Annotated in this window: 17 protein-coding genes; 15 read left to right on the top strand and 2 right to left on the bottom strand. The window is 63.8% G+C overall.

The window, feature by feature from the left end; translation table 11 throughout:
* The first annotated feature begins 196 nt into the window (after nt 1-196).
* From AX703_RS19595 to AX703_RS19550, 10 genes are all read left to right on the top strand, one after another.
* The gene (locus tag AX703_RS19595; protein WP_027297285.1) at nt 197-1588 is read left to right on the top strand and encodes a site-specific integrase; all 1392 of its coding nucleotides are present in this window, start codon (nt 197-199) and stop codon (nt 1586-1588) included.
* Nucleotides 1585-3372 carry a hypothetical protein gene (locus AX703_RS19590; RefSeq protein WP_027297284.1) on the top strand — a complete coding sequence of 596 codons (1788 nt, stop codon included), beginning with the start codon at nt 1585-1587 and terminating at the stop codon, nt 3370-3372. Before AX703_RS19595 ends, AX703_RS19590 begins: the two co-directional genes overlap by 4 nt.
* Complete coding sequence (locus AX703_RS19585; protein ID WP_062346518.1) at nt 3369-5594, top strand: hypothetical protein; 2226 nt, start codon at nt 3369-3371, stop codon at nt 5592-5594. Before AX703_RS19590 ends, AX703_RS19585 begins: the two co-directional genes overlap by 4 nt.
* 44 nt (nt 5595-5638) lie before the next feature.
* Nucleotides 5639-6541 (top strand): ArdC family protein, encoded by a 903-nt coding sequence (locus AX703_RS19580; protein ID WP_027297282.1) that lies wholly within the window; start codon nt 5639-5641, stop codon nt 6539-6541.
* A complete protein-coding gene (locus tag AX703_RS19575; protein ID WP_062346516.1) occupies nt 6538-6834 on the top strand; it encodes a zincin-like metallopeptidase domain-containing protein in 297 nt (98 codons plus the stop codon). Before AX703_RS19580 ends, AX703_RS19575 begins: the two co-directional genes overlap by 4 nt.
* A gap of 11 nt (nt 6835-6845) precedes the next feature.
* Nucleotides 6846-7268 carry a hypothetical protein gene (locus AX703_RS19570; RefSeq protein WP_062346514.1) on the top strand — a complete coding sequence of 141 codons (423 nt, stop codon included), beginning with the start codon at nt 6846-6848 and terminating at the stop codon, nt 7266-7268.
* 305 nt (nt 7269-7573) lie between these two features.
* Nucleotides 7574-8527, top strand: coding sequence for a DUF2493 domain-containing protein (locus AX703_RS19565; RefSeq protein ID WP_062346512.1), 954 nt, complete (start codon nt 7574-7576; stop codon nt 8525-8527).
* A 121-nt stretch (nt 8528-8648) separates the two neighbouring features.
* Nucleotides 8649-9110, top strand: a complete 462-nt coding sequence (locus AX703_RS19560) for a DUF6878 family protein (RefSeq protein ID WP_062346510.1) — start codon at nt 8649-8651, stop codon at nt 9108-9110.
* Between the two features lie 10 nt (nt 9111-9120).
* A complete protein-coding gene (locus tag AX703_RS19555) occupies nt 9121-9549 on the top strand; it encodes a hypothetical protein (protein ID WP_062346507.1) in 429 nt (142 codons plus the stop codon).
* Nucleotides 9550-9850: 301 nt separating this feature from the next.
* A complete protein-coding gene (locus AX703_RS19550; protein WP_062346505.1) occupies nt 9851-10240 on the top strand; it encodes a single-stranded DNA-binding protein in 390 nt (129 codons plus the stop codon).
* Nucleotides 10241-10355: 115 nt separating this feature from the next.
* On the opposite strand, the gene AX703_RS28510 is transcribed toward AX703_RS19550, so the two are convergent.
* Nucleotides 10356-10586, bottom strand: a complete 231-nt coding sequence (locus AX703_RS28510) for a DUF6437 family protein (RefSeq protein WP_231735631.1) — start codon at nt 10584-10586, stop codon at nt 10356-10358.
* Nucleotides 10587-10909: 323 nt separating this feature from the next.
* On the opposite strand from AX703_RS28510, the gene AX703_RS19540 reads away from it, so the two are divergent.
* Nucleotides 10910-11146 carry a hypothetical protein gene (locus AX703_RS19540; RefSeq protein ID WP_062346501.1) on the top strand — a complete coding sequence of 79 codons (237 nt, stop codon included), beginning with the start codon at nt 10910-10912 and terminating at the stop codon, nt 11144-11146.
* Between the two features lie 101 nt (nt 11147-11247).
* Here AX703_RS19540 and AX703_RS19535 read toward each other — a convergent pair whose 3' ends face one another.
* Nucleotides 11248-11442 (bottom strand): hypothetical protein, encoded by a 195-nt coding sequence (locus AX703_RS19535; RefSeq protein ID WP_020820072.1) that lies wholly within the window; start codon nt 11440-11442, stop codon nt 11248-11250.
* A gap of 56 nt (nt 11443-11498) precedes the next feature.
* Here AX703_RS19535 and AX703_RS27540 point away from each other — a divergent pair, with 56 nt between their 5' ends.
* From AX703_RS27540 to mobF, 4 genes are all read left to right on the top strand, one after another.
* A complete protein-coding gene (locus AX703_RS27540; RefSeq protein ID WP_156452136.1) occupies nt 11499-11666 on the top strand; it encodes a hypothetical protein in 168 nt (55 codons plus the stop codon).
* 216 nt (nt 11667-11882) lie between these two features.
* Nucleotides 11883-12215: a hypothetical protein gene (locus AX703_RS19530; protein WP_062346499.1), complete on the top strand. Its 333-nt coding sequence runs from the start codon at nt 11883-11885 to the stop codon at nt 12213-12215.
* The gene (locus AX703_RS19525) at nt 12205-14601 is read left to right on the top strand and encodes a type IV secretion system DNA-binding domain-containing protein (protein ID WP_062346497.1); all 2397 of its coding nucleotides are present in this window, start codon (nt 12205-12207) and stop codon (nt 14599-14601) included. The genes AX703_RS19530 and AX703_RS19525 overlap by 11 nt, the downstream gene beginning before the upstream one ends.
* Before the next feature lie 37 nt (nt 14602-14638).
* The gene (mobF, locus tag AX703_RS19520; protein WP_062346494.1) at nt 14639-17563 is read left to right on the top strand and encodes a MobF family relaxase; all 2925 of its coding nucleotides are present in this window, start codon (nt 14639-14641) and stop codon (nt 17561-17563) included.
* Nucleotides 17564-17599 lie beyond the last annotated feature (36 nt).

The raw sequence follows: 17599 nt of genomic DNA, 5'->3' as shown, positions 1-17599 counted from the left end.
GCCTTATCTGGACAGTCTGCACCGTGCCTGACGCACCATTGAACGGTATGTTCTTGGCACAACGCAGGGGGTCATCAGGCCGGATGAAGCGCTATCCATAAGCTGGCGTAGTCCGGCCTGATGGCCACCGTCCCGCAGGCGCGCAAGGTGTGCGATCTGGATTCGGGAGGGGGTCCGGGGGAGGGACTGGCAAGCTGTGGATACTTCAGACACGTCGATCGTCATTCAGGAACGCCGGGCGGCGGATGGCCTGGACTCCTACATCCCAATGATCCTGCAAGGTGGAGAGATCTACGATCCAGACCTCGACCGCTACTTCCTCGATCTGCCGTTGAACGGGGCGCGTTCGCGCCATTCGCTGCGCGCTCACGGCTATGATGTTCTGGTCTGGGTTCGCTTCCTCGCCTCCGCGCGCGGCAAGTCTGTCTGGCAAGCCGATACCGATGATGTCAGTGCCTATCATCGTGCCCGGCGGCGCAGCGATGCTGAGTTTCGGGTTTCGGCGTCGACGTGGAACCGGGCGATTGCCTCGCTCGACAAGCTTTACCGATGGGCCGAGCGGGAGGGCCTGATCGAGCGCACACCATTTACCCACCGTCAGGTCTGGCGAAGTTCGCACGGAGGGCGTCGAGCGGCCGTCACGGGCCGCAACGACGCCTATGAACGCGCGGCCCGTCGGTCCGATGTCCGCTTCATCGATCTCACCGATTACCGCGCCTTCCGAGAGGTCGGATTGCGCGGCCTGACCATAGAAGGGACCGAGCGTCCTGGAGCACGTGACCGGAATGGCGCGCGCAACGCGCTGTTCGCCGATCTGCTGGTCACCACCGGCCTGCGCCTCGAAGAGGCATCCCACCTGCTCACTGCCCAGATTCCGGTTGGCGATGCCCGCGCGGAACGGCAGCGGCGGGTAGAGCTTCCGGCGGCACTCACCAAGGGGGACAGGGGGCGTAGCATGTTGCTGCCGCGCCGTTTGTTGCCGGTGTTTGACGCCTATATCGCCGTTGAGCGAGCCGAAGCCGTCGCCAAGTTCGCAAGACGCCGTGGCTGGGAAGCCATCGACCGCCCGATCTTCATCCACTGCCCCTCATTCGGGCCGAGCGCATTGCATCTCGTTGGCGGTGGCACGATGGACATGGAGGTCGTCACACCGGATGAACGCGCCAGGCTCGTCATTTGCGATGACGACGGAACGCCCTGCGAAGCAGCGGTGCTCTGGCTGACCGAGGTCGGGCAACCGGTGCTCCCCAACTCGTGGGAAGCGATCTTCGCGCGGGCGAGCCGCCGCTGCACGGATGCCGGCATCCCGGTCCGGGTCAGCCCCCATCAACTCCGGCATTCCTTTGCGGTCCACATGCTGGCGATGCTGATCCAGCGCCGCCTTGCCGAGGCGGCGGCACCGGTGGGCACCATGGATGGTTATCGCCAGTTGGTCGGCGATCCGCTTCAGCAGGTTCAGCGATTGCTCGGTCATTCAAGCCTCGCCACGACCTCGATCTATCTCGATCACCTCGCCACGCGTGCCGATACCGTTGATGCGGCGGTCGAAGAGCTGTTGGCACTCGTACCGGGCTATCTTCCATCATGACCGCTGCTCCACGCAAAGGACGCAAGGTCAGTTTCGAGGCCTCGGCGACTGCGCCCGAGGCCGATCCATGGTCGCAGATCAGCACGCTGCGCTTCATGATCGATCCGCCATACGGCGGTGAGTTGCTCGTGGATTTCACCAGCTTCCGGCCCCGTGGCCTGGCTCTCGCCTTTGCACGGGGCCTGTTCATGCTGGTCGCCCCGCGCGGCCCCATCATGGTGCGTTCGTCGATCAAGACATACGTCACGCAGTTGCCGAGCTTCTTTGCCTATCTTGCCGGGACAGGCGATCGGATCAACGGCCCGGCAGACCTTCGTACCCACCATATCGATGGATTCGAGAGATGGCTCGCCGCACAAGGCAAGTCGCGAGTGCACGCGCCGACCTATGTCGCCAAGATCGTTTCCATCCTGCGCCGGGTCGCCGTCGATCAACCGGATCTCTTTGACCCGGGGCTCCGCGATCGGCTTCGCTACGTGAGTTCGCATCCCTATGCCCGGTCTCGCCCTCGTGACGCGTACAGTCCGTTCGTTGCCCGCCAGCTACGCGAAGCGGCGCGCACCGATCTTGTCGGCATCGAGGCGCGCTTGCGGGCCGGCCCACGCTATGACGACGTGCCGGATCTTGAGGTGGCCGCCCACAAGGCGCACCTAGCGATAGAGGCTCGCGGTACCCTGAAGCATCGCGATGCCGAGTGGATGGCGCTTTACGCCAGACGCTGGAACCGGAGCATCGTCAGCCCGGATTTCGCCATGGCGCTGCATGGTGCCCATTACCTCACATCCGCCGATGTCGTGCCGCTACTGGTCCTTTTTTCGCTCGAGACCGGCCTCGAACTCGAGTGCTGCAAGACTCTCACCATCGATTGCCTGCGCAACGCTTCGGGCGGGACGGTGGAGATCGCATACACCAAGCTTCGCGCGCATGGTGCCGAACACAAGACCATCCGGGTCAGGGACGGCGCCTCGACAACACCGGGCGGCCTGATCCGGCGCATTATCGCGCTTACGGCCAAGGCGCGGGTACATCATGCCAGCGATTGCCTGTGGGTCTATTATCAGCACGGCGAGATCACCGCTGGTATTCGCCATCCGCGCATGACGATCGACGCCTGGACGCAGCGTCACGGCATTGTCGATGACGCCGGCCGACCGCTCTATCTGCGCCTTTCGCACCTGCGCAAGACGCACAAGGCCTTGTGGTACCTGAAGACCGAAGGGCACATGGCCCGCTTCGCCGTCGGCCATACCGCCGAGATCGCGGCACGGCACTACGCCGATATTCCGGCGCTCAGACCGCTGCACGAGCAGGCCGTGGCGGACGCCCTCGAAGCGGCGCTGCCCGGTCCCAGGGCACTTCCTCCTCCCGACGAGGAGCGACTGCGCGGCGAGTTGGCGAGCCCTACTCCGGATGATGAAGGCGTCTCGCGCGCACTTCTCGACGGCGAACAGGACGTCTGGCTTGCCAGCTGCGGCAACTTCTATTCCAGTCCCTTTGCATCTGCCGGTACCGCGTGCCCAACGCCGTTCTGGGGTTGCCTCGATTGTCGCAACGCGGTCATCACCGCGCGCAAGCTACCCGCCATCCTCGCGTTCCTCTCCTTTGTCGATGATCAGCGAGCCGGCCTGAGCGCAGCCGATTGGGCAGCCAAGTTCGGCCATGCCCGTGACCGCATTGTTCAGCAGATCCTGCCCGCCTTCGGCGACGATGTCGTGGCAAGGGCCCGGGCGCAGGTCGCGGCCGAACCTCCCATGGTTTACCTGCCACCCGAGGCCCGCGCATGACCGCTCTCCAGCTTCTGGCCGACAGCTGCAATGAACGTGACGCCCTCCCGGTGCTCATCTCCGCACCGCTCCGCCCTGGGGTCGATCGCGCGCATATCTCGCGATATGGCGATCCGGTCTGGGATCTGGCTCCCGGCGTGTTTCGCGAGAATGCCCGGCGGTGCCATGTCACGGTACATTTCGCCGTTATCCAAGACCCTTCCATCGCCGATGCCCTGCGCCAGATTCTTCATGCGCGTCTCAATGTCGATCTACCCGGCCACCGTTCACGGCTTGAGCCGGCGGGGGTGCGCGGCGAGGCCAACCGGATCTTGCGTTTTTTCGACTTCGTGAAGGCTCAGCTGGGTCATTTCGATCTTGGCCGGGTCGATCAGTCGTTGGCTGATCGCTACGCCCGCTCTTTGCGCCTTGCCGGACTGCGTCCGGTTGCGGCGGCAGCGCTGCTGCGGATAGTCTTCGACCTGCATGAGTTGCGGCACCATCTGCCGACTGCGCGCCTCTCCTTTGAACCGTGGCCGGGGCGCAGCCCTTTCTCGGTGGCGGGAGCAAAGTACGTCGCCGGAGAGAACCGGACGCCGCGCATTCCGGAAGCGATCATAACGCCGCTGCTCGCCTGGTCGCTGCGCTATGTGAACTACTACGCAGGAGATATCCTCGCCTCACGGGCGGAACTCGATCGCCTTGAAGCAAAGCGCAACCGTCTGGTTGCCGCTGAGGCGGGTCTTGATCATACGGATCGACGGTCGCGGCAACGCCAACGCCTCAACACCTATATTGCCGCCTTGCGGCGACAAGGGCGCGGGATCCCGATCTGGACCACCGCACACAACGGCACAACGCGGACAGATCCGCAAAGCGGCAAAGTCACGCCGCCGATCAACTATCATCTGATCCACCTTCACGCCGGCATCGACGCGCAGGTCGAACCTGCCATGCACCTTGGCCTGACCACCGGGGCGCCGGACCTCATCGCCGCCGCCATCGCAGAACTCGGCACCGAGATCGGCGGGATGGATACGCCCATTTCCGCCGATCTCGATACTGGCCTGCCTTGGCGCACCCGCTTCGATGCCAAGGTACTGGCTCTCGAAGAGGTCATGCTGCAGTCGGCGGCCTACGTCGTTTGTGCCTATCTCTCAGGCATGCGGGACAGCGAGATCCAGGCGATGAAGCGGGGATGCCTGTCCATCACCAGAGCAGAAGACGGTGCGATCTTGCGGCATCGCATCAAGTCCACCGCCTACAAGGGCAAGCGCGGCTGCGGCGAGGAGACCGAGTGGGTCACTATCGCACCGGTCGCCGAAGCCATTGCCGTCCTCGAACGGCTTTCCGCGCGGGCGGGGCAAGCGCGCGGGACAACGACCTTGTGGCCGGTCCTCACGCTTCGGGCTAACACCAAGACGCACGTTTCTGCCGAGATCGTCCGGCAACTCAACCGGTTTCGCGATCATCTCAACGACCGGTTCGGAACGGCGCAGGCACCGATCATTCCTGCCGGCCCCAATGGCGCGCCCTGGCGTCTGACCACACGCCAGTTTCGCCGGACCATTGCCTGGCACATCGCCAACCGGCCCTTTGGGACGATTGCCGGCATGATCCAGTACAAGCACGCCAGCGTTGCGGCGTTCGAAGGCTATGCCGGCAGCAGCCGGTCCGGATTTCGGGGAGAGATCGAAGCCCAGCGCGCGCTTGGCCAGATCGACGATATCCTCGTCTACTTCGACGATCGGCAAGGTGGTGCGCGCCTTGGCGGACCTGCCGCGAACAGGATCGGAGCCGCACTCGATACTGCCGCCCACGAGTTGGCGCCGCTACCCGCCATGATTGCCGACCGGCCACGCCTACGGACGATGCTCGGCAGTCTCGCGCGGACATTGCATGTCGGCCCGCTGGCCGATTGCTTCTTTGATCCGGCAACTGCCCTGTGCCTCAACCGCATTTCGGAACCGGGTGCGACCGGACCAATGATCGCCATGTGCGAGCCGGTCCGCTGCCCCAATGCCTGCATTGCCGAACGGCATCGCCCGGCCTGGCAGCGCGGAGCTGACGAGGCGCGGCTGTTGCTGCGCGAGAAGCGGCTTCCAGAACCGCAGCGGGTAACGCTTCAGGCCGAGGTGGCAAGGATTGAGCGTGTCCTCGAACAGATCGCGCCCGGTGCCGCCACACCTCGGACCGGTGTGGCGGGAGAGGGAGAGGAGGCCGGTTTTCGGGTGACGGGCTGAAGGAGCGGAAGAGAGTTTCCCTCCGCTCGTCGTGGAGACCCGCCATGTCCCGATCCCACCCTGCGACGCCGCGAGCCGACGTCTATTCGCGCATCACCACCGAGATTGTCTCTGCCATCGAAGCCGGTGCCGGCAATTGGCGCATGCCCTGGCACCATGATGGCGCTGCCACGACGAGGCCGCAGAACGTCACCTCCCGCCGTCGCTATCGCGGTGTCAATGTGCTGGCGCTCTGGATTGCCGCCGAAGCCAGCAGCTATTCCAGTGGTCTTTGGGGGACCTATCGCCAGTGGGCAGCTCTTGGCGGACAGGTCCGCAAGGGTGAGCGCGGAACCACCGTCGTGTTCTGGAAGCAGGCCGCATCGCGCGCCGATGATGATCATGACGACGGCGAAGCCGACCCCGGCCGCATGTTCGCCCGGGCCTTCACCGTGTTCAACCTCGCACAGGTCGAGGGCTATGAGCCCGCTCCTGTCGCAGTTCTACCCGAGGGCGAGCGGTTCGGGCACGCCGAAGCTTTCGTCGCGGCCCTCAAGATCCCGATCACCGAGGGCGCCTACGATGCGCACTACCGGATCGACCTCGATCACATCTTCATGCCGACCTTTGCCTCGTTTCGGGATGCATCAGCACAGATGGGCACGCTTTTGCATGAGGCGGCCCACGCCACAGGGGCAAAGCACCGGCTCGATCGCAACTTTGCCGAACGTTTCAAGCGGGACAGTCTGGCGATCGAGGAGATCTGCGCCGAACTGACAGCTTCGTTCGTGCTCGCCGACCTCGGGATCGCCCACCATCCGCGCGCCGATCATGCCGCATACGTCGCATCGTGGTTGCGCGTGCTGAAGGACGACCCTCGCGCCATCTTCACCGCCGCCAGCAAGGCACAGGCCGCAGCCGACTGGATGCACGCCCAGCAACCCCAGCCCGAGGAGTTGGCGGCATGATGCGCGTCCTAAAAATTGGCGTCGGAAGTCAGATTGGGGCTGGACTGTCAGGATATATCGCCGAACTCTCGAGCGCCATGCTCGGCGCTGAGCTGGGCCTGCCCGTCACACACCTCGACAGCCACGCAAGCTACATCGAGCATTGGCTCAAGCTTCTGAAGGACGATGACCGCGCCATTCTGACGGCTGCGGCCAAGGCCGAAGAGGCTTCGACCCTGCTGCTGAGGCTCGGCGGTCGGATCACGGCCGAGCAGTTTGACGGCGCGTCAGACGACGCTGCGCTCGCGGCCTGAGGGAAGGTGTCATGGGCCGATCGGTCAGCTATCCCAGCGGCGCAATCGTCGCATTCACGGTTCTCGAGGTTGAAGCCGAGGACGACTGGGAATTCGAGTATGAATGGCTGCCCGAAGACCTGCGCGAGCGGGCCGGCCGAGCCTTCCCATCGCTAATCCCGCATGACGGCTGGCTAGGCCGGGAAGACCGGATCCTCATGCGCAATGCCTATGCGGATTTCGGCGTATCGGTCTACGGCGGGCTGGTGGCCGTCTGGATCGTCGAGCGTGATGACGGCGCCTATTGGGACGCCGATTGGCGCACGGCTCGTTCACCGCGGGCACAGCGCTGGCTTTCCCAGATCGCATCCCGCTTCGATGCCGTGTTCGGCGACTATGACTGTCTCGGGCATATGTCGAACGGAGAGGGTGTCTACGCCAAGCGAGCGGCTTGAGCCGAGCCGGGGCGGTGCATGGATGAAGCATAGGGCGTGCCCCTGCCTATGGATCTGTTCCGACCGCCCATGGCCTGGCGCCATGCGAGAGAGGCCCTGGGCCAGCCGCCAGTCTTGCGCAACCCGGCTTGGTCGGGCCCGTGTTGGCCTTCGCCCCTTGGGCTCAAGGCCTGCCCGCGCCAGCCCGCCAAGCCAGGTTTCCCCTGACGGGTGCGCAACCCTGCCGGAATGCTGGCCCTGACGGGCTCTCGCTGGCGCAGCCATGAACGGGTGCGTCGGCCTCACGTCAGTCAGGAGGAAATCCCATGCACACGTCATTCGCCGACCAACTCGCCGGGCTCGATCTTGCCGGCTTCTCGATTGGCCCTGCTCCCGTATCGACAAGCGATTTTCCGGTGCGCGAAGCGGTCGTCCAAACCCTCGAAGCGGTCTGGTCCGACCTTTTTGCCATGGTGTCCGGGACCGCTCTTGAAGCCGACGCCGAGGATCTCGGCTGGGCCTTCGTCAACATCTTTCACCGCTCCGCCGAGCGCAAGTCGACAGCCCTCGACCGGGCGACCGACGAGGTCCGCGCGCTGATTGCTACGGCCGATGGATCCGAGGTCCACACCCATGAACTCGAGACCCAGGTCGAGCGGGCGCAGTGCGCCGAAGGCGCCATGCTGGCGCTCGAAGAGATGCGCGAAGTCGCAGCGGCGCTCTACCTCAACGAGTTCGGTTCCTCCTGGAAGCCAGTCTCCAGCTCGCGCTTCAACCACAACGCAATGCTGACGTCCGCGCTCGTCGAAGGGCGCGACTTTCTGCGTGCCCGAGCCGAGGCCAAGCGCCGTGCGGCCGTGCCCGAAGGAACCCCGGTCGTGTTCGCTGGCGGGCGCACCCGTCATGCGACCGAAGACGATGCGCTGACCTTCGGCAAAAATGTCTGGGCTACGCTCGACAAGGTCCGCGACCGCGTGCCGGACATGGTGCTCATCCATGGCGGCGACACCAAGGGCGTCGACCGTCTGGCTTCGAGCTGGGCTGAACGTCGAGGCATCCCGCAGGTGACATTCTCGCTGGATATGCGCCTGGGCGCCCGTGCCGGCTTCAAGCGCAACGAGCGGATGCTCTCCCTCGATCCGCGCTACGTCATCGCGTTCCCGGGTAATGGCGTACTCGAACGCCTGGTGATCGAGGCCAAGGCTAGGCGGATCACCGTTGTCGATCGCCGCGGGCCCCTCGGTACCAATCCGAAGAACACTTCGGCCAGGACCGACTAAGGCCCTGTCGGTCTTCGCGCCAGCGTCGGATCGGCGCTGGCGTCGTCCATCAGAGGAAAGGGGGGCGCCTGTCGGCTGGAGCCAGCGATGGTCGTTGGCTCCTTTCTACAGGAGGCATTCCATGATCGATATCGAGGCCGTGATGGCCGACTTTGCCGTTCGCCAAGCCGAGCGGCAAACCGAGGTGGCCGAAGAGATTCAGCAGCTCAAGACCGTCATTCTCCCGCGCTTGCAGGAAGCCGGAATCGCCCGCGTCGAGATCCGCTTTGACGGCTGCGGCGACAGCGGTGCTGTTGAGGAATGTGCGTGCCTCGATGCCGCTGGTGCCGCGATCGCGTGCCCCGTTGTCACCATTCTGGAAGACGAAGCAGGCAACTCGGATGGTGACGGTTCCGCGGAGCTGCAGTCGCTTGGGCAAGCTCTGGAGCAGCTGACCTATCTGGCGCTCGAACGTCACCACCCTGGCTGGGAGATCAACGACGGTGCCTGCGGCGAACTCGTGATCGATGTGGCTGAAGCGACCTTCGTGCTCGACTGCAGCCTGCGCTTCACCGCGACCGATGATCACTCGACCGAGCTCTAGGAGACCAGGCATGGCCCACTGCTACTACCACGCCCTCTCGTCGGTCCGGAAATGGGGCGGCACGGTCGATGACTATCTCCCGCTGCACCAGTGGTTCGACCAGTCCAAGGCAATCCTGGCAGACCCTCGGCACCGCGCGCTGCGGCACCATGCCGAGGGGATATTCATGCTGGAGGCGATCTTCGGTGAGACCCTCGTCAATGCCGATGGCCGGGTCGTTCCGGTGCGTCTGGTCGGCGAGCAGCATGTGCGCGAAGACTTGGGCGCGATCCCCTCCTTTGCTGACTGGGCGCGCTTGATCACGCCGCAGGCCTGGATGCTACGAGGCAACCCTCTGGACGGCGCTGAAGGGGTGACGATCGATATGCCTGTCCCCGGCGAAGCAGTTGCGTCCAGAACCAGGCCACCTGCTGGAGGAGCGGTCCGTACCGTGATCTGAGAGGGCGTTCTCCGGCGGAGGGCCGGGGTGGATAATCCGGCCAAGACCGGAGGGAAACGAGGCAGGGCAGACCTGTTCAAGGCATCCGGCTCCACCCGGCTTCGATACAAACCTGTCCCTGAATCACCCCCCGTCGAGACGCGCAACCCGGATCAGGTTCGGCCGAGTTGCCGGGCTGTGCCCGGCTGCCCGCACCACCCGGACCAGTTCCGGGTTTCCCTTCGGTGCGCTTCGCCGCGGGGCGCTTCTGCTCGGGTTTGCAGCCGGGATGGACCCGGAATGCTCGATCAGGAGAAAGCCCATGACCAATCTCGTTATCCTCGTTGGCCGCATCGCTCGCGACCCCGAAACCCGCACCACCCAGGGTGGAGCCAGCATCACCTCGATCTCGGTCGTCACCGACCGTCCCGCCCGCAAGGATGGCAAGACCTACAAGGACGAGAACGGGTACACCGCCAAGGACAGCGAATTCCACCGGATCACCTGCTTCAACGGCCTGGGCCAGAACGTCGCCAAGTACTGCACCAAGGGCCAGCTCGTGACGGTCGAAGGGCGCATCCACTACACCCAGTGGGAGGATCAGAGCGGCACCAAGCGCTACGGCTGCGAGATCATCGCCGACAAGATCGACTTCCTCACCAAGGGCCGTTCGGGCGGCAACGAGGGTGCTCCCGATATCGACGAGGACTGAATGTCCTTGCCCCACGACAAGGCCCCGGTGGCGGATGCCATCGGGGCCTTTTCTTTTGCTCTGGGACTATGCGGCGGTGCGGGGCATCGAGCCCCTTGCCGCCGCTGGGTGGGCCTTAAGCGGGCGCGATCCGCTTCAGCGTTTCTTCGATTCCGAGTGCCATTGATGCACGCACGATCTGGCGCAGCTGTGCAGGTTCGATCGTCTCGGCGCCGCACTCGATCAACACCTTGCCGAGTTCGGTCGCTGCCTCTTCGCGAAGACGAGCTTCCTCGCTTTCGAGTTGGGCACGCTGTTCACGCAGCTTCTTCAGCGCATCACGCGCAGTGGGTTTGGACCTGGCCATAGGGTTTCCTTCTTGCTGGCCGTTGGTCCCCTCCGCTGACAATACTGCCATTCCGGATGCGTGTAGGAAACTGGTTTGTGGGGCGATTGGATCGCTATCCCGCTGACGTTGGAGAGGTCTCTCTCGCAGAAAGTCCAAGTCTGATGCGGGCTTTGGGGCTGCGTCAAGGACGACGGGGCCCCACCATTTTTACCGGGCAAGCCCGGCAAAAATCGTTGCCCCCATCGCCGCTTCGCGGCCGCTGACGCGGTCCCTGACCCAGCCCGTCACCCACATCTTTCGCACCCCCTGATGCGACGCATCGAACATCAGGAGGAAAGAACATGTACGCTTCGCTGAACATTGCCGATGCCGGTATCAAGGCAGATCAGGCCGCCTTCGTTGCCGCACTGGATCAGGCCCATGCCCGGTCCTTTCACAGCTACTTCACGCAGTACATTCTGAGCGACGACGAGGCAGGCTACATCGCAGTCGATGAAGGAGATTACGGCGCGCTGCCCAAGGCCTTGCTGGACCGTGTCATTGATACGGTCCCGGGCCGTCTCAGCGATGAATTCTGACCCACCGGTTTGGGAGGAAGTCCGTCAGGGCTTCCTCCTTTCTTTTTGCTCGCAGCCCTTTGTAGACCACGTCAGACTAGGCGCAATTGTCGATGGCGACATCAATCCTGGGCGTCGGGTTTATCCAGGTCAGCAAGTCGCTCTGGCATTTCCAGGACCTTCAAAGCCGCAGCCTCGATCGCCTCTGCCTGTGTGGGGAAAGCCTCGGCCGAACTGATTGACACCCCGTTTGAATAGGTGATCGTCGCCTGGAAGCCGTTGCCCTTGGGTGTCGCGCTCAGTGTGACCTGGGTCATGCTCAGGCTCCTCGTTGCCTGCTTTCAGCCAACCGTCATACGCCCTGATCCGTTCTGTGACTATCGAGATCCGGGCGACGGCAGCCCACGAGCCATCTCAAGAAATCGGCATCGCAAAACGCATCGTCCGTTACTGGCTCAATGGCTGGTTCCTGACCTTGCAGCTGGGGACTGGGGAGCACACCCTACGCGACGGGTTGCAGGAAATAGAGGAGCGAAAATAACTTAAAAACATATGCATAGGCGTAATTTTCTGAAATGGCAGCTTCTCCGTCAAAAATGACGTGGGCAAGGGAATGTACGTGGATTTGACCAAAGCCAGACCGAGAATGGCGGAATTTCGCCGAGTTCGATGTTCTTGACATGTTCTTAAATCTGACTTAGTGTCGCTCCTGCCTTTCGCAGTGTGAACCGGGCTCCTGACCATAAGGAGTCCGTGCATGACACGGCCAATCTGTCTCCAGGTTTACATCTCCAGCGAGCTCAGCTCGCTGATCCGCAAGGCTGCCAAGGCCAAGGGGATCAGTATGAGCGAGTGGGTTCGCGCCTTGCTCGCCAATGCCTGCACCGAGGACGATCTTGCCTCGCGGCTCGACGCTTCCATCGAGCGCATCTCGCGCCGCTCGGTATTCCTCATGGTCGGGGTTGATGCGTTGCTGGCAGGGCACCCCGATCACGCTCTGCGCGGCCGGGCTCATCAGGCCTATGCGCGCAAGTGCAAGGAGCTCGGTCTCTCCACGTCCGCCGGCGAGGGAGGTTCCGATGAAGCATAACCTCGTCAATTTTACGCGCGGCAGCCAGCTGCTCGGCCATTTCAGCTTCATGTTCGCTGCGGGCCTGAAAGGCCCCCTGATTGTCGCCGCGCTCGTGATCTCATGGACTTCCTGGTGGATCATCTCGGCAGGTCTCACCGATCACGAAGTCTACCTGGTCTGGATGCGGATCTACGCCGCCATCTACGGCTTCATGGAGTTCGATCCCGCCAAGCGGATCACTCTGGAGACAGCCTTCGGCGCGACCATTCAGTTTCCGATTGCGCAGCTCGATCATTATCCGCCGGTCGTCCATGCGTGGGAGAAACTCACGGCTCTTCTGAGCAGTGCCTTGTGGCGTTCCGGGTTCCTGCTCGTACCAGCCTTTGCGGTCTTCTACTGGTTCGCCGAGCGGTTCGGTGGCCGCTCCAAGGAGCGCAAGCACGAGCGCGGCGCGATGCTTGTCACGCTCCCCGAGCTTGTCGATGAACTGACCACCCACAACCGGCGTGAGCGCACCCGTGAGCTCGATCAGGCTATGGGCTGGAAGTGGCGGCTCAGCCTGCCGCGTGAGATCGCCCGGGTCTTTCCTTACCGGCCATCGCATATCGCCACGGTCACCTATCCCTGGCGGCTCGAACAGAGCCACGCGATGCTCATTGGCACCACCGGCATGGGCAAGACCGTCGCGATCTCGGATATGATTGCGGAGGCAAGAGCCAAGGGCCAGCGCTGCATCGTCTTCGATTTGACCGGCGCCTTTATCGAACATTTCCATGCGGCCCACTGCGACATCATCCTGAACCCGCTGGATGCGCGCTGCCCCCAATGGAGCCTGTTCGACGAATGCCGCACTGAGGGGGAGTTCTGGGCAGCTGCGGATGCCCTGGTACCCCATGACGGGGGCGGCGAGGCGCAGTTCTGGGTGATCGCCGCCCGTGCCCTGTTCGTCGAATTCTGCCTCAAACTCGTGGCCGATGGCAGGGCGAGCAACGAAGCTCTTGCCCGCGAGCTGATGACCGCGGATCTGTCGCGCGTTCATGCCATGATGCGCGGCACGATCGCCGATCCACTGACCGCACCGGAAGCAGCCCGCATGGCGGAATCGATCCGGGCGGTGTTCAACGTCAATGCCAAGGCGCTCAAGTTGTTGCCGACTACCGGGCCTCGCTTCTCGGTCCGAAAGTGGATCGAAGTGGGCGCAGATGGAGTCCAGGACCAGGGCTCAATCCTGTTCATATCCGCCCGCTACGTCGACATGAGCGTTTGCGCGCAGCTGCTCACGCTCTGGCTCGATACAGCGATGAATACGCTCATGACTGGCCCACGCACGCGCGATCTCAAGTGCTGGTTCTTCGTCGATGAATTGGGGGCATTGCACCGCCTGCCAGCCCTCGAAAAAGGACTGCAGACAGCGCGCAATTTCGGTGGCGCTATTGTTCTTGGCATCCACGCCTACGCCAAACTCAAGGAAGTCTACGGCGAGAACATGGCGATGACCCTGTCATCGCTGGCCCGGACGAAACTGATCCTCGGCACCGCCGACCGGGAAACGGCCACCTGGTGCTCCGACTTCATTGGCCATCGCCAGGTGCGCGACATGGAGGAGGGCTACACCTACGGCTACAACAACGCCCGTGATGCGGTGAGCCTCACCCCGCGCAAGCACATCGAGCCGCTGCTTCTGCCCGACCAGTTGATGAACCTGCCGCGGCTGTCCGGGTACATCAAGTTTCCCGATGGTTTCCCTGCCGCGCCCGTCAGGCTCACCCCGGTCAATCGGCCCAAGCGGGCAGAGACCTTCATCGCCCGGGTGAAGGATGGCCACAAGGCACCGGTTACCGAGCCTCAGCCGCCGGCACAGCAGGCGCGGCAGTCGACAGCATCAACGGACAATGAACATCCCTCGTCCAACGACGATGGGGCGGGCAAGCCGGTCGTGCCCAAGCAGGGGGAACTGCCCCTCGACCCGGTGCTGCAATCCGAGCCCAAACAGAAGCCTGACGCAGCCGTGAAGGATTTGCGGCAGCCAGTTGAAAGCACGCCCGGCAAGACGCCGAAGGAACAGGAACGGGCCGCTCGATCGGGGCAAGAGAAAGCGGGCAGCGCCAAGCGGGAGCGGGCGAACACCCGAACTGATGCAAGGCCGAGAAAGGCTGGACCCTCGGCCCGCCCGCTACTCCCGACCGGCGAGGCCGCCGCGAGGCAGGATCAGTCGGCTGCTCCCAAGGGCACTGCCCGGGCCGGAACGCCGGAAGCGCAGCCGCCGCAAGAGGATAAGCCGGATAGCCCCAAGAGCGGAGGCCCCAGCGATGCAGCAGCGCGCAAGCTGATGCTCGAGGATGGTCTGCGCGAGCAAGAGCCGCCGCCGATGACGGGGCCTGACCTCGGCGACATGGAGATGTGAGCATGTCACCGATTGCCACCGCTACGGGAGACGATCGATGCTGTCGGTAGCCAATGTCCGCACCGCAGGCGGCGCGGCCAACTACTTTGCTGCCGACAACTACTACACGCGGGCCGATGCCGATCGCTCCGGCGAATGGCTCGGGAAGGGCGCTGCTGCCCTGGGGCTCAATGGGACCGTTGATGCGCGGCAGTTCGAGGCAGTCCTCAAAGGCATGCTGCCCGATGGCAGCCGGGTTGGCAGCGACAATCGGGCGCATCGGGCAGGGACCGATCTCACCTTTTCAATGCCGAAAAGCTGGTCGGTCCTCGCGCTGGTGGGCGGCGACAAACGGATCCTCGACGCCTACGCCGCGGCCGTCCGGGAAACCCTGCGCTGGGCCGAGAAGAACCTCGCCGAGACCCGGATGGAGGTCCGGGGCAGGGAGCGCGTCGTGCAGACCGGCAACCTTGCGATCGCGCTCTTCCAGCACGACACCAACCGCAACCAGGAGCCCAATGCGCATTTCCATGCCGTCGTAGCCAATGTGACCCAGGGGCCGGACGGCAAATGGCGGGCGCTACGCAACGACAAGCTTTGGCAGCACAATACCCTCCTCAATGCCATGACGATGGCCCGGTTTCGACTGGACGTGGAGAAGCTCGGCTACGAGGTCGGAGCGTTCGGCAAGCACGGTAACTTTGAGGCTGTCGGGGTGCCCAAGGCCGTGCGTGATGCCTTCAGTTCCCGGCGTGCAGAGATTCTGGAGGCAGCAGCCCAGATGAACTTCTCTGGGCCGGGCGTCCTTGATGCCGCAACCTTGATGACCCGCGCAGAAAAGGGGCGGATCGAGGATCGCGATGCGCTGACGCAGCAATGGCGGGAGACCTCCGCGAGGCTCGACTTTGACCCCGCCGCAGTCATTGCCAGAGCCAATGCGCGCAGTGCGCAGGACCTCGGAAACGTGACCGGCTTTGGCCCTTCCGTGCGAGCGCTTGTCCGCCAAGGGAAAGCCCTTGCAGCCACCTTTGCCGAACGGCTGGGCCTGCGTGAAGGCGATCCGCTGATACCCGCACGTATGGGTAACCGCAGCGTGGAGCAGGTCGCCGCGATCCATGCGGTTGCCTCGGCTGTCCGGCATCTGGGCGAGCGGGAAGCAGCCTTCACCCGCTCGGAGATCTATCGCGCGGCGCTTGGCTTTGCGCTGCCGACCTCGCTCGCCGAGATCGAGCACCGGGTCGACCAGCTCGTGCGTCAGGGTCATCTGGAAAGGGGCAGGGGAGGCGACCGGGACCTCCTGACAACGCGTGATGCGGTCAGCCTTGAGCAACGTATCATTGCAGCGGTCGAAAGTGGGCGCGGTGTGGCCCCGGCGATCATTGCACCGGAGCTCGCAGGGACACGGCTGCAGGCCCTCTCCCAGATCAAATACGGCCTTACCCTCAACCCCGGGCAGGAAGGGGCAGGGCGTTTGCTGCTTGGATCTCACAACCGCATCGTCGCGATCCAGGGCGTTGCCGGTGCGGGCAAGAGCACGGTCCTGAAGCCCGTCGCCGATATCCTTCGGGAAGAAGGCAGGGCAGTGCTGGGCCTCGCGGTCCAGAACACGCTGGTCCAGATGCTGGAGCGCGAGACGGGCATCCCGTCGATGACCGTATCGCGGTTTCTGCGGCAACACCGCGACCTGCTCGAAGGGGCTGACGCGGGTCGCCTTGCCGAGGCGAGAGCCGCGATGCGCGGTACGGTCGTGTTGCTCGACGAAGCCTCCATGGTCGGCAATGCCGACAAGGAAAAGCTGGTGCGGCTGGCTAACCTGCTCGAGCTCGGCCGCTTTGCCAGCATCGGTGACCGCAAGCAGCTGGGCGCTGTCGATTCCGGCAAGCCGTTTGATGTGATGCAGCAGGCCGGCGTTGAGACGGCTGTTATGAGCACCAACCTCAGGGCGCGGACCGAGGTGCTGCGTGATACCCAGCAGGCTGCCCAAGAGGGACGGATTGAGGACGCCATGCGTCATCTGGCGCCCCAGGTGATCGAGGTGGGAAACGGAGCTGCCGTCGAGGCTGCGGCGGCATGGCTGTCGCTCTCATCAGGGGAGCGGGAGGCAACTGCAATCTATGCTTCAGGCCGGGCCTTGCGAAGCGCTGTGAATGAAGCCGTACAGACGGGCCTGAAGGCAAACGGGGAACTGGGGCCAGGGACGATGCGCCTCAGTACCCTGTCGCGCGTCAACGTCACCCGCGAAGAGCTGCGTTATGCCAGCACTTATGCACCCGGCATGGTGGTCGAGGTCGCGCGCCGCCAACGAGGGCAGGGCCTTTCTCCCGGCGAGTATCGTGTGGTCTCGGCCGACATCGCGCGCGAGCGGGTGACGCTGGAAAACGAGCGGGGGCGCCAGTTCGAGCTTCGTCCGGGTAAGTTCCGGCCACAAGGTGAGCAGGATGCACTGCGGCTGTTCGAGGTGCGCGAAATCGACATCCACACTCATGACCGGATTCGTTGGACCGGGACCGATCACAAGCGGGGCCTGCTTAATGCCGACCAGGCTCGGATTGTTGCAGTCGACAGCGCCGGGGTGGTTGTGAAGACTTCTCACGGTGCAGAGCACAGGCTGGAGCAGGGCGACCCAATGCTCCGCCGTCTCGATCTCGCCTATGCGCTCAATGCCCATATGGCTCAGGGGCTCACCTCCGATCGCGGCATCGCGGTCATGGACAGCCGTGAGCGCAATCTGGCCAACCAGCAGACGTTTCTCGTGACGATCACGCGGCTGCGCGATGGCCTCACCCTGTATGTCGATAATGCCGGCAAACTCGAAGCGGCGGTCGAGCGCAACGCCGGCATGAAGCGCTCGGCGTTGGAGACGGTTGATCTGCTCCGCGATGCAGCCGCCAAAGGGCAGGCAAAAGACCGTGCGCCTACGCCTGAACGCAAGCCTCCAGAGCTCGATCGCTCGATCGCCAAGCCCTTCGAGATCGGCATATAGTGTCGCCCCTTTCACACCTCTCCGCACGCCGCCGGT

The organism is Novosphingobium sp. CCH12-A3, assembly GCF_001556015.1.
Taxonomy (GTDB): Bacteria; Pseudomonadota; Alphaproteobacteria; order Sphingomonadales; family Sphingomonadaceae; genus Novosphingobium; species Novosphingobium subterraneum.
The sequence above is the reverse complement of the archived record's forward strand: the minus strand, read 5'-3'. Positions and strand labels throughout refer to the sequence as shown.

Bases quoted from the DNA above. Each gene is read 5' to 3' on its own strand.
- AX703_RS19590 (WP_027297284.1), top strand. From the start codon at position 1,585: ATGACCGCTGCTCCACGCAAAGGACGCAAGGTCAGTTTCGAGGCCTCG.
- AX703_RS19585 (WP_062346518.1), top strand. From the start codon at position 3,369: ATGACCGCTCTCCAGCTTCTGGCCGACAGCTGCAATGAACGTGACGCC.
- AX703_RS19580 (WP_027297282.1), top strand. From the start codon at position 5,639: ATGTCCCGATCCCACCCTGCGACGCCGCGAGCCGACGTCTATTCGCGC.
- AX703_RS19575 (WP_062346516.1), top strand. From the start codon at position 6,538: ATGATGCGCGTCCTAAAAATTGGCGTCGGAAGTCAGATTGGGGCTGGA.
- AX703_RS19570 (WP_062346514.1), top strand. From the start codon at position 6,846: ATGGGCCGATCGGTCAGCTATCCCAGCGGCGCAATCGTCGCATTCACG.
- AX703_RS19565 (WP_062346512.1), top strand. From the start codon at position 7,574: ATGCACACGTCATTCGCCGACCAACTCGCCGGGCTCGATCTTGCCGGC.
- AX703_RS19560 (WP_062346510.1), top strand. From the start codon at position 8,649: ATGATCGATATCGAGGCCGTGATGGCCGACTTTGCCGTTCGCCAAGCC.
- AX703_RS19555 (WP_062346507.1), top strand. From the start codon at position 9,121: ATGGCCCACTGCTACTACCACGCCCTCTCGTCGGTCCGGAAATGGGGC.
- AX703_RS19550 (WP_062346505.1), top strand. From the start codon at position 9,851: ATGACCAATCTCGTTATCCTCGTTGGCCGCATCGCTCGCGACCCCGAA.
- AX703_RS28510 (WP_231735631.1), bottom strand. From the start codon at position 10,586: ATGGCCAGGTCCAAACCCACTGCGCGTGATGCGCTGAAGAAGCTGCGT.
- AX703_RS19540 (WP_062346501.1), top strand. From the start codon at position 10,910: ATGTACGCTTCGCTGAACATTGCCGATGCCGGTATCAAGGCAGATCAG.
- AX703_RS19535 (WP_020820072.1), bottom strand. From the start codon at position 11,442: ATGACCCAGGTCACACTGAGCGCGACACCCAAGGGCAACGGCTTCCAG.
- AX703_RS19530 (WP_062346499.1), top strand. From the start codon at position 11,883: ATGACACGGCCAATCTGTCTCCAGGTTTACATCTCCAGCGAGCTCAGC.
- AX703_RS19525 (WP_062346497.1), top strand. From the start codon at position 12,205: ATGAAGCATAACCTCGTCAATTTTACGCGCGGCAGCCAGCTGCTCGGC.
- mobF (WP_062346494.1), top strand. From the start codon at position 14,639: ATGCTGTCGGTAGCCAATGTCCGCACCGCAGGCGGCGCGGCCAACTAC.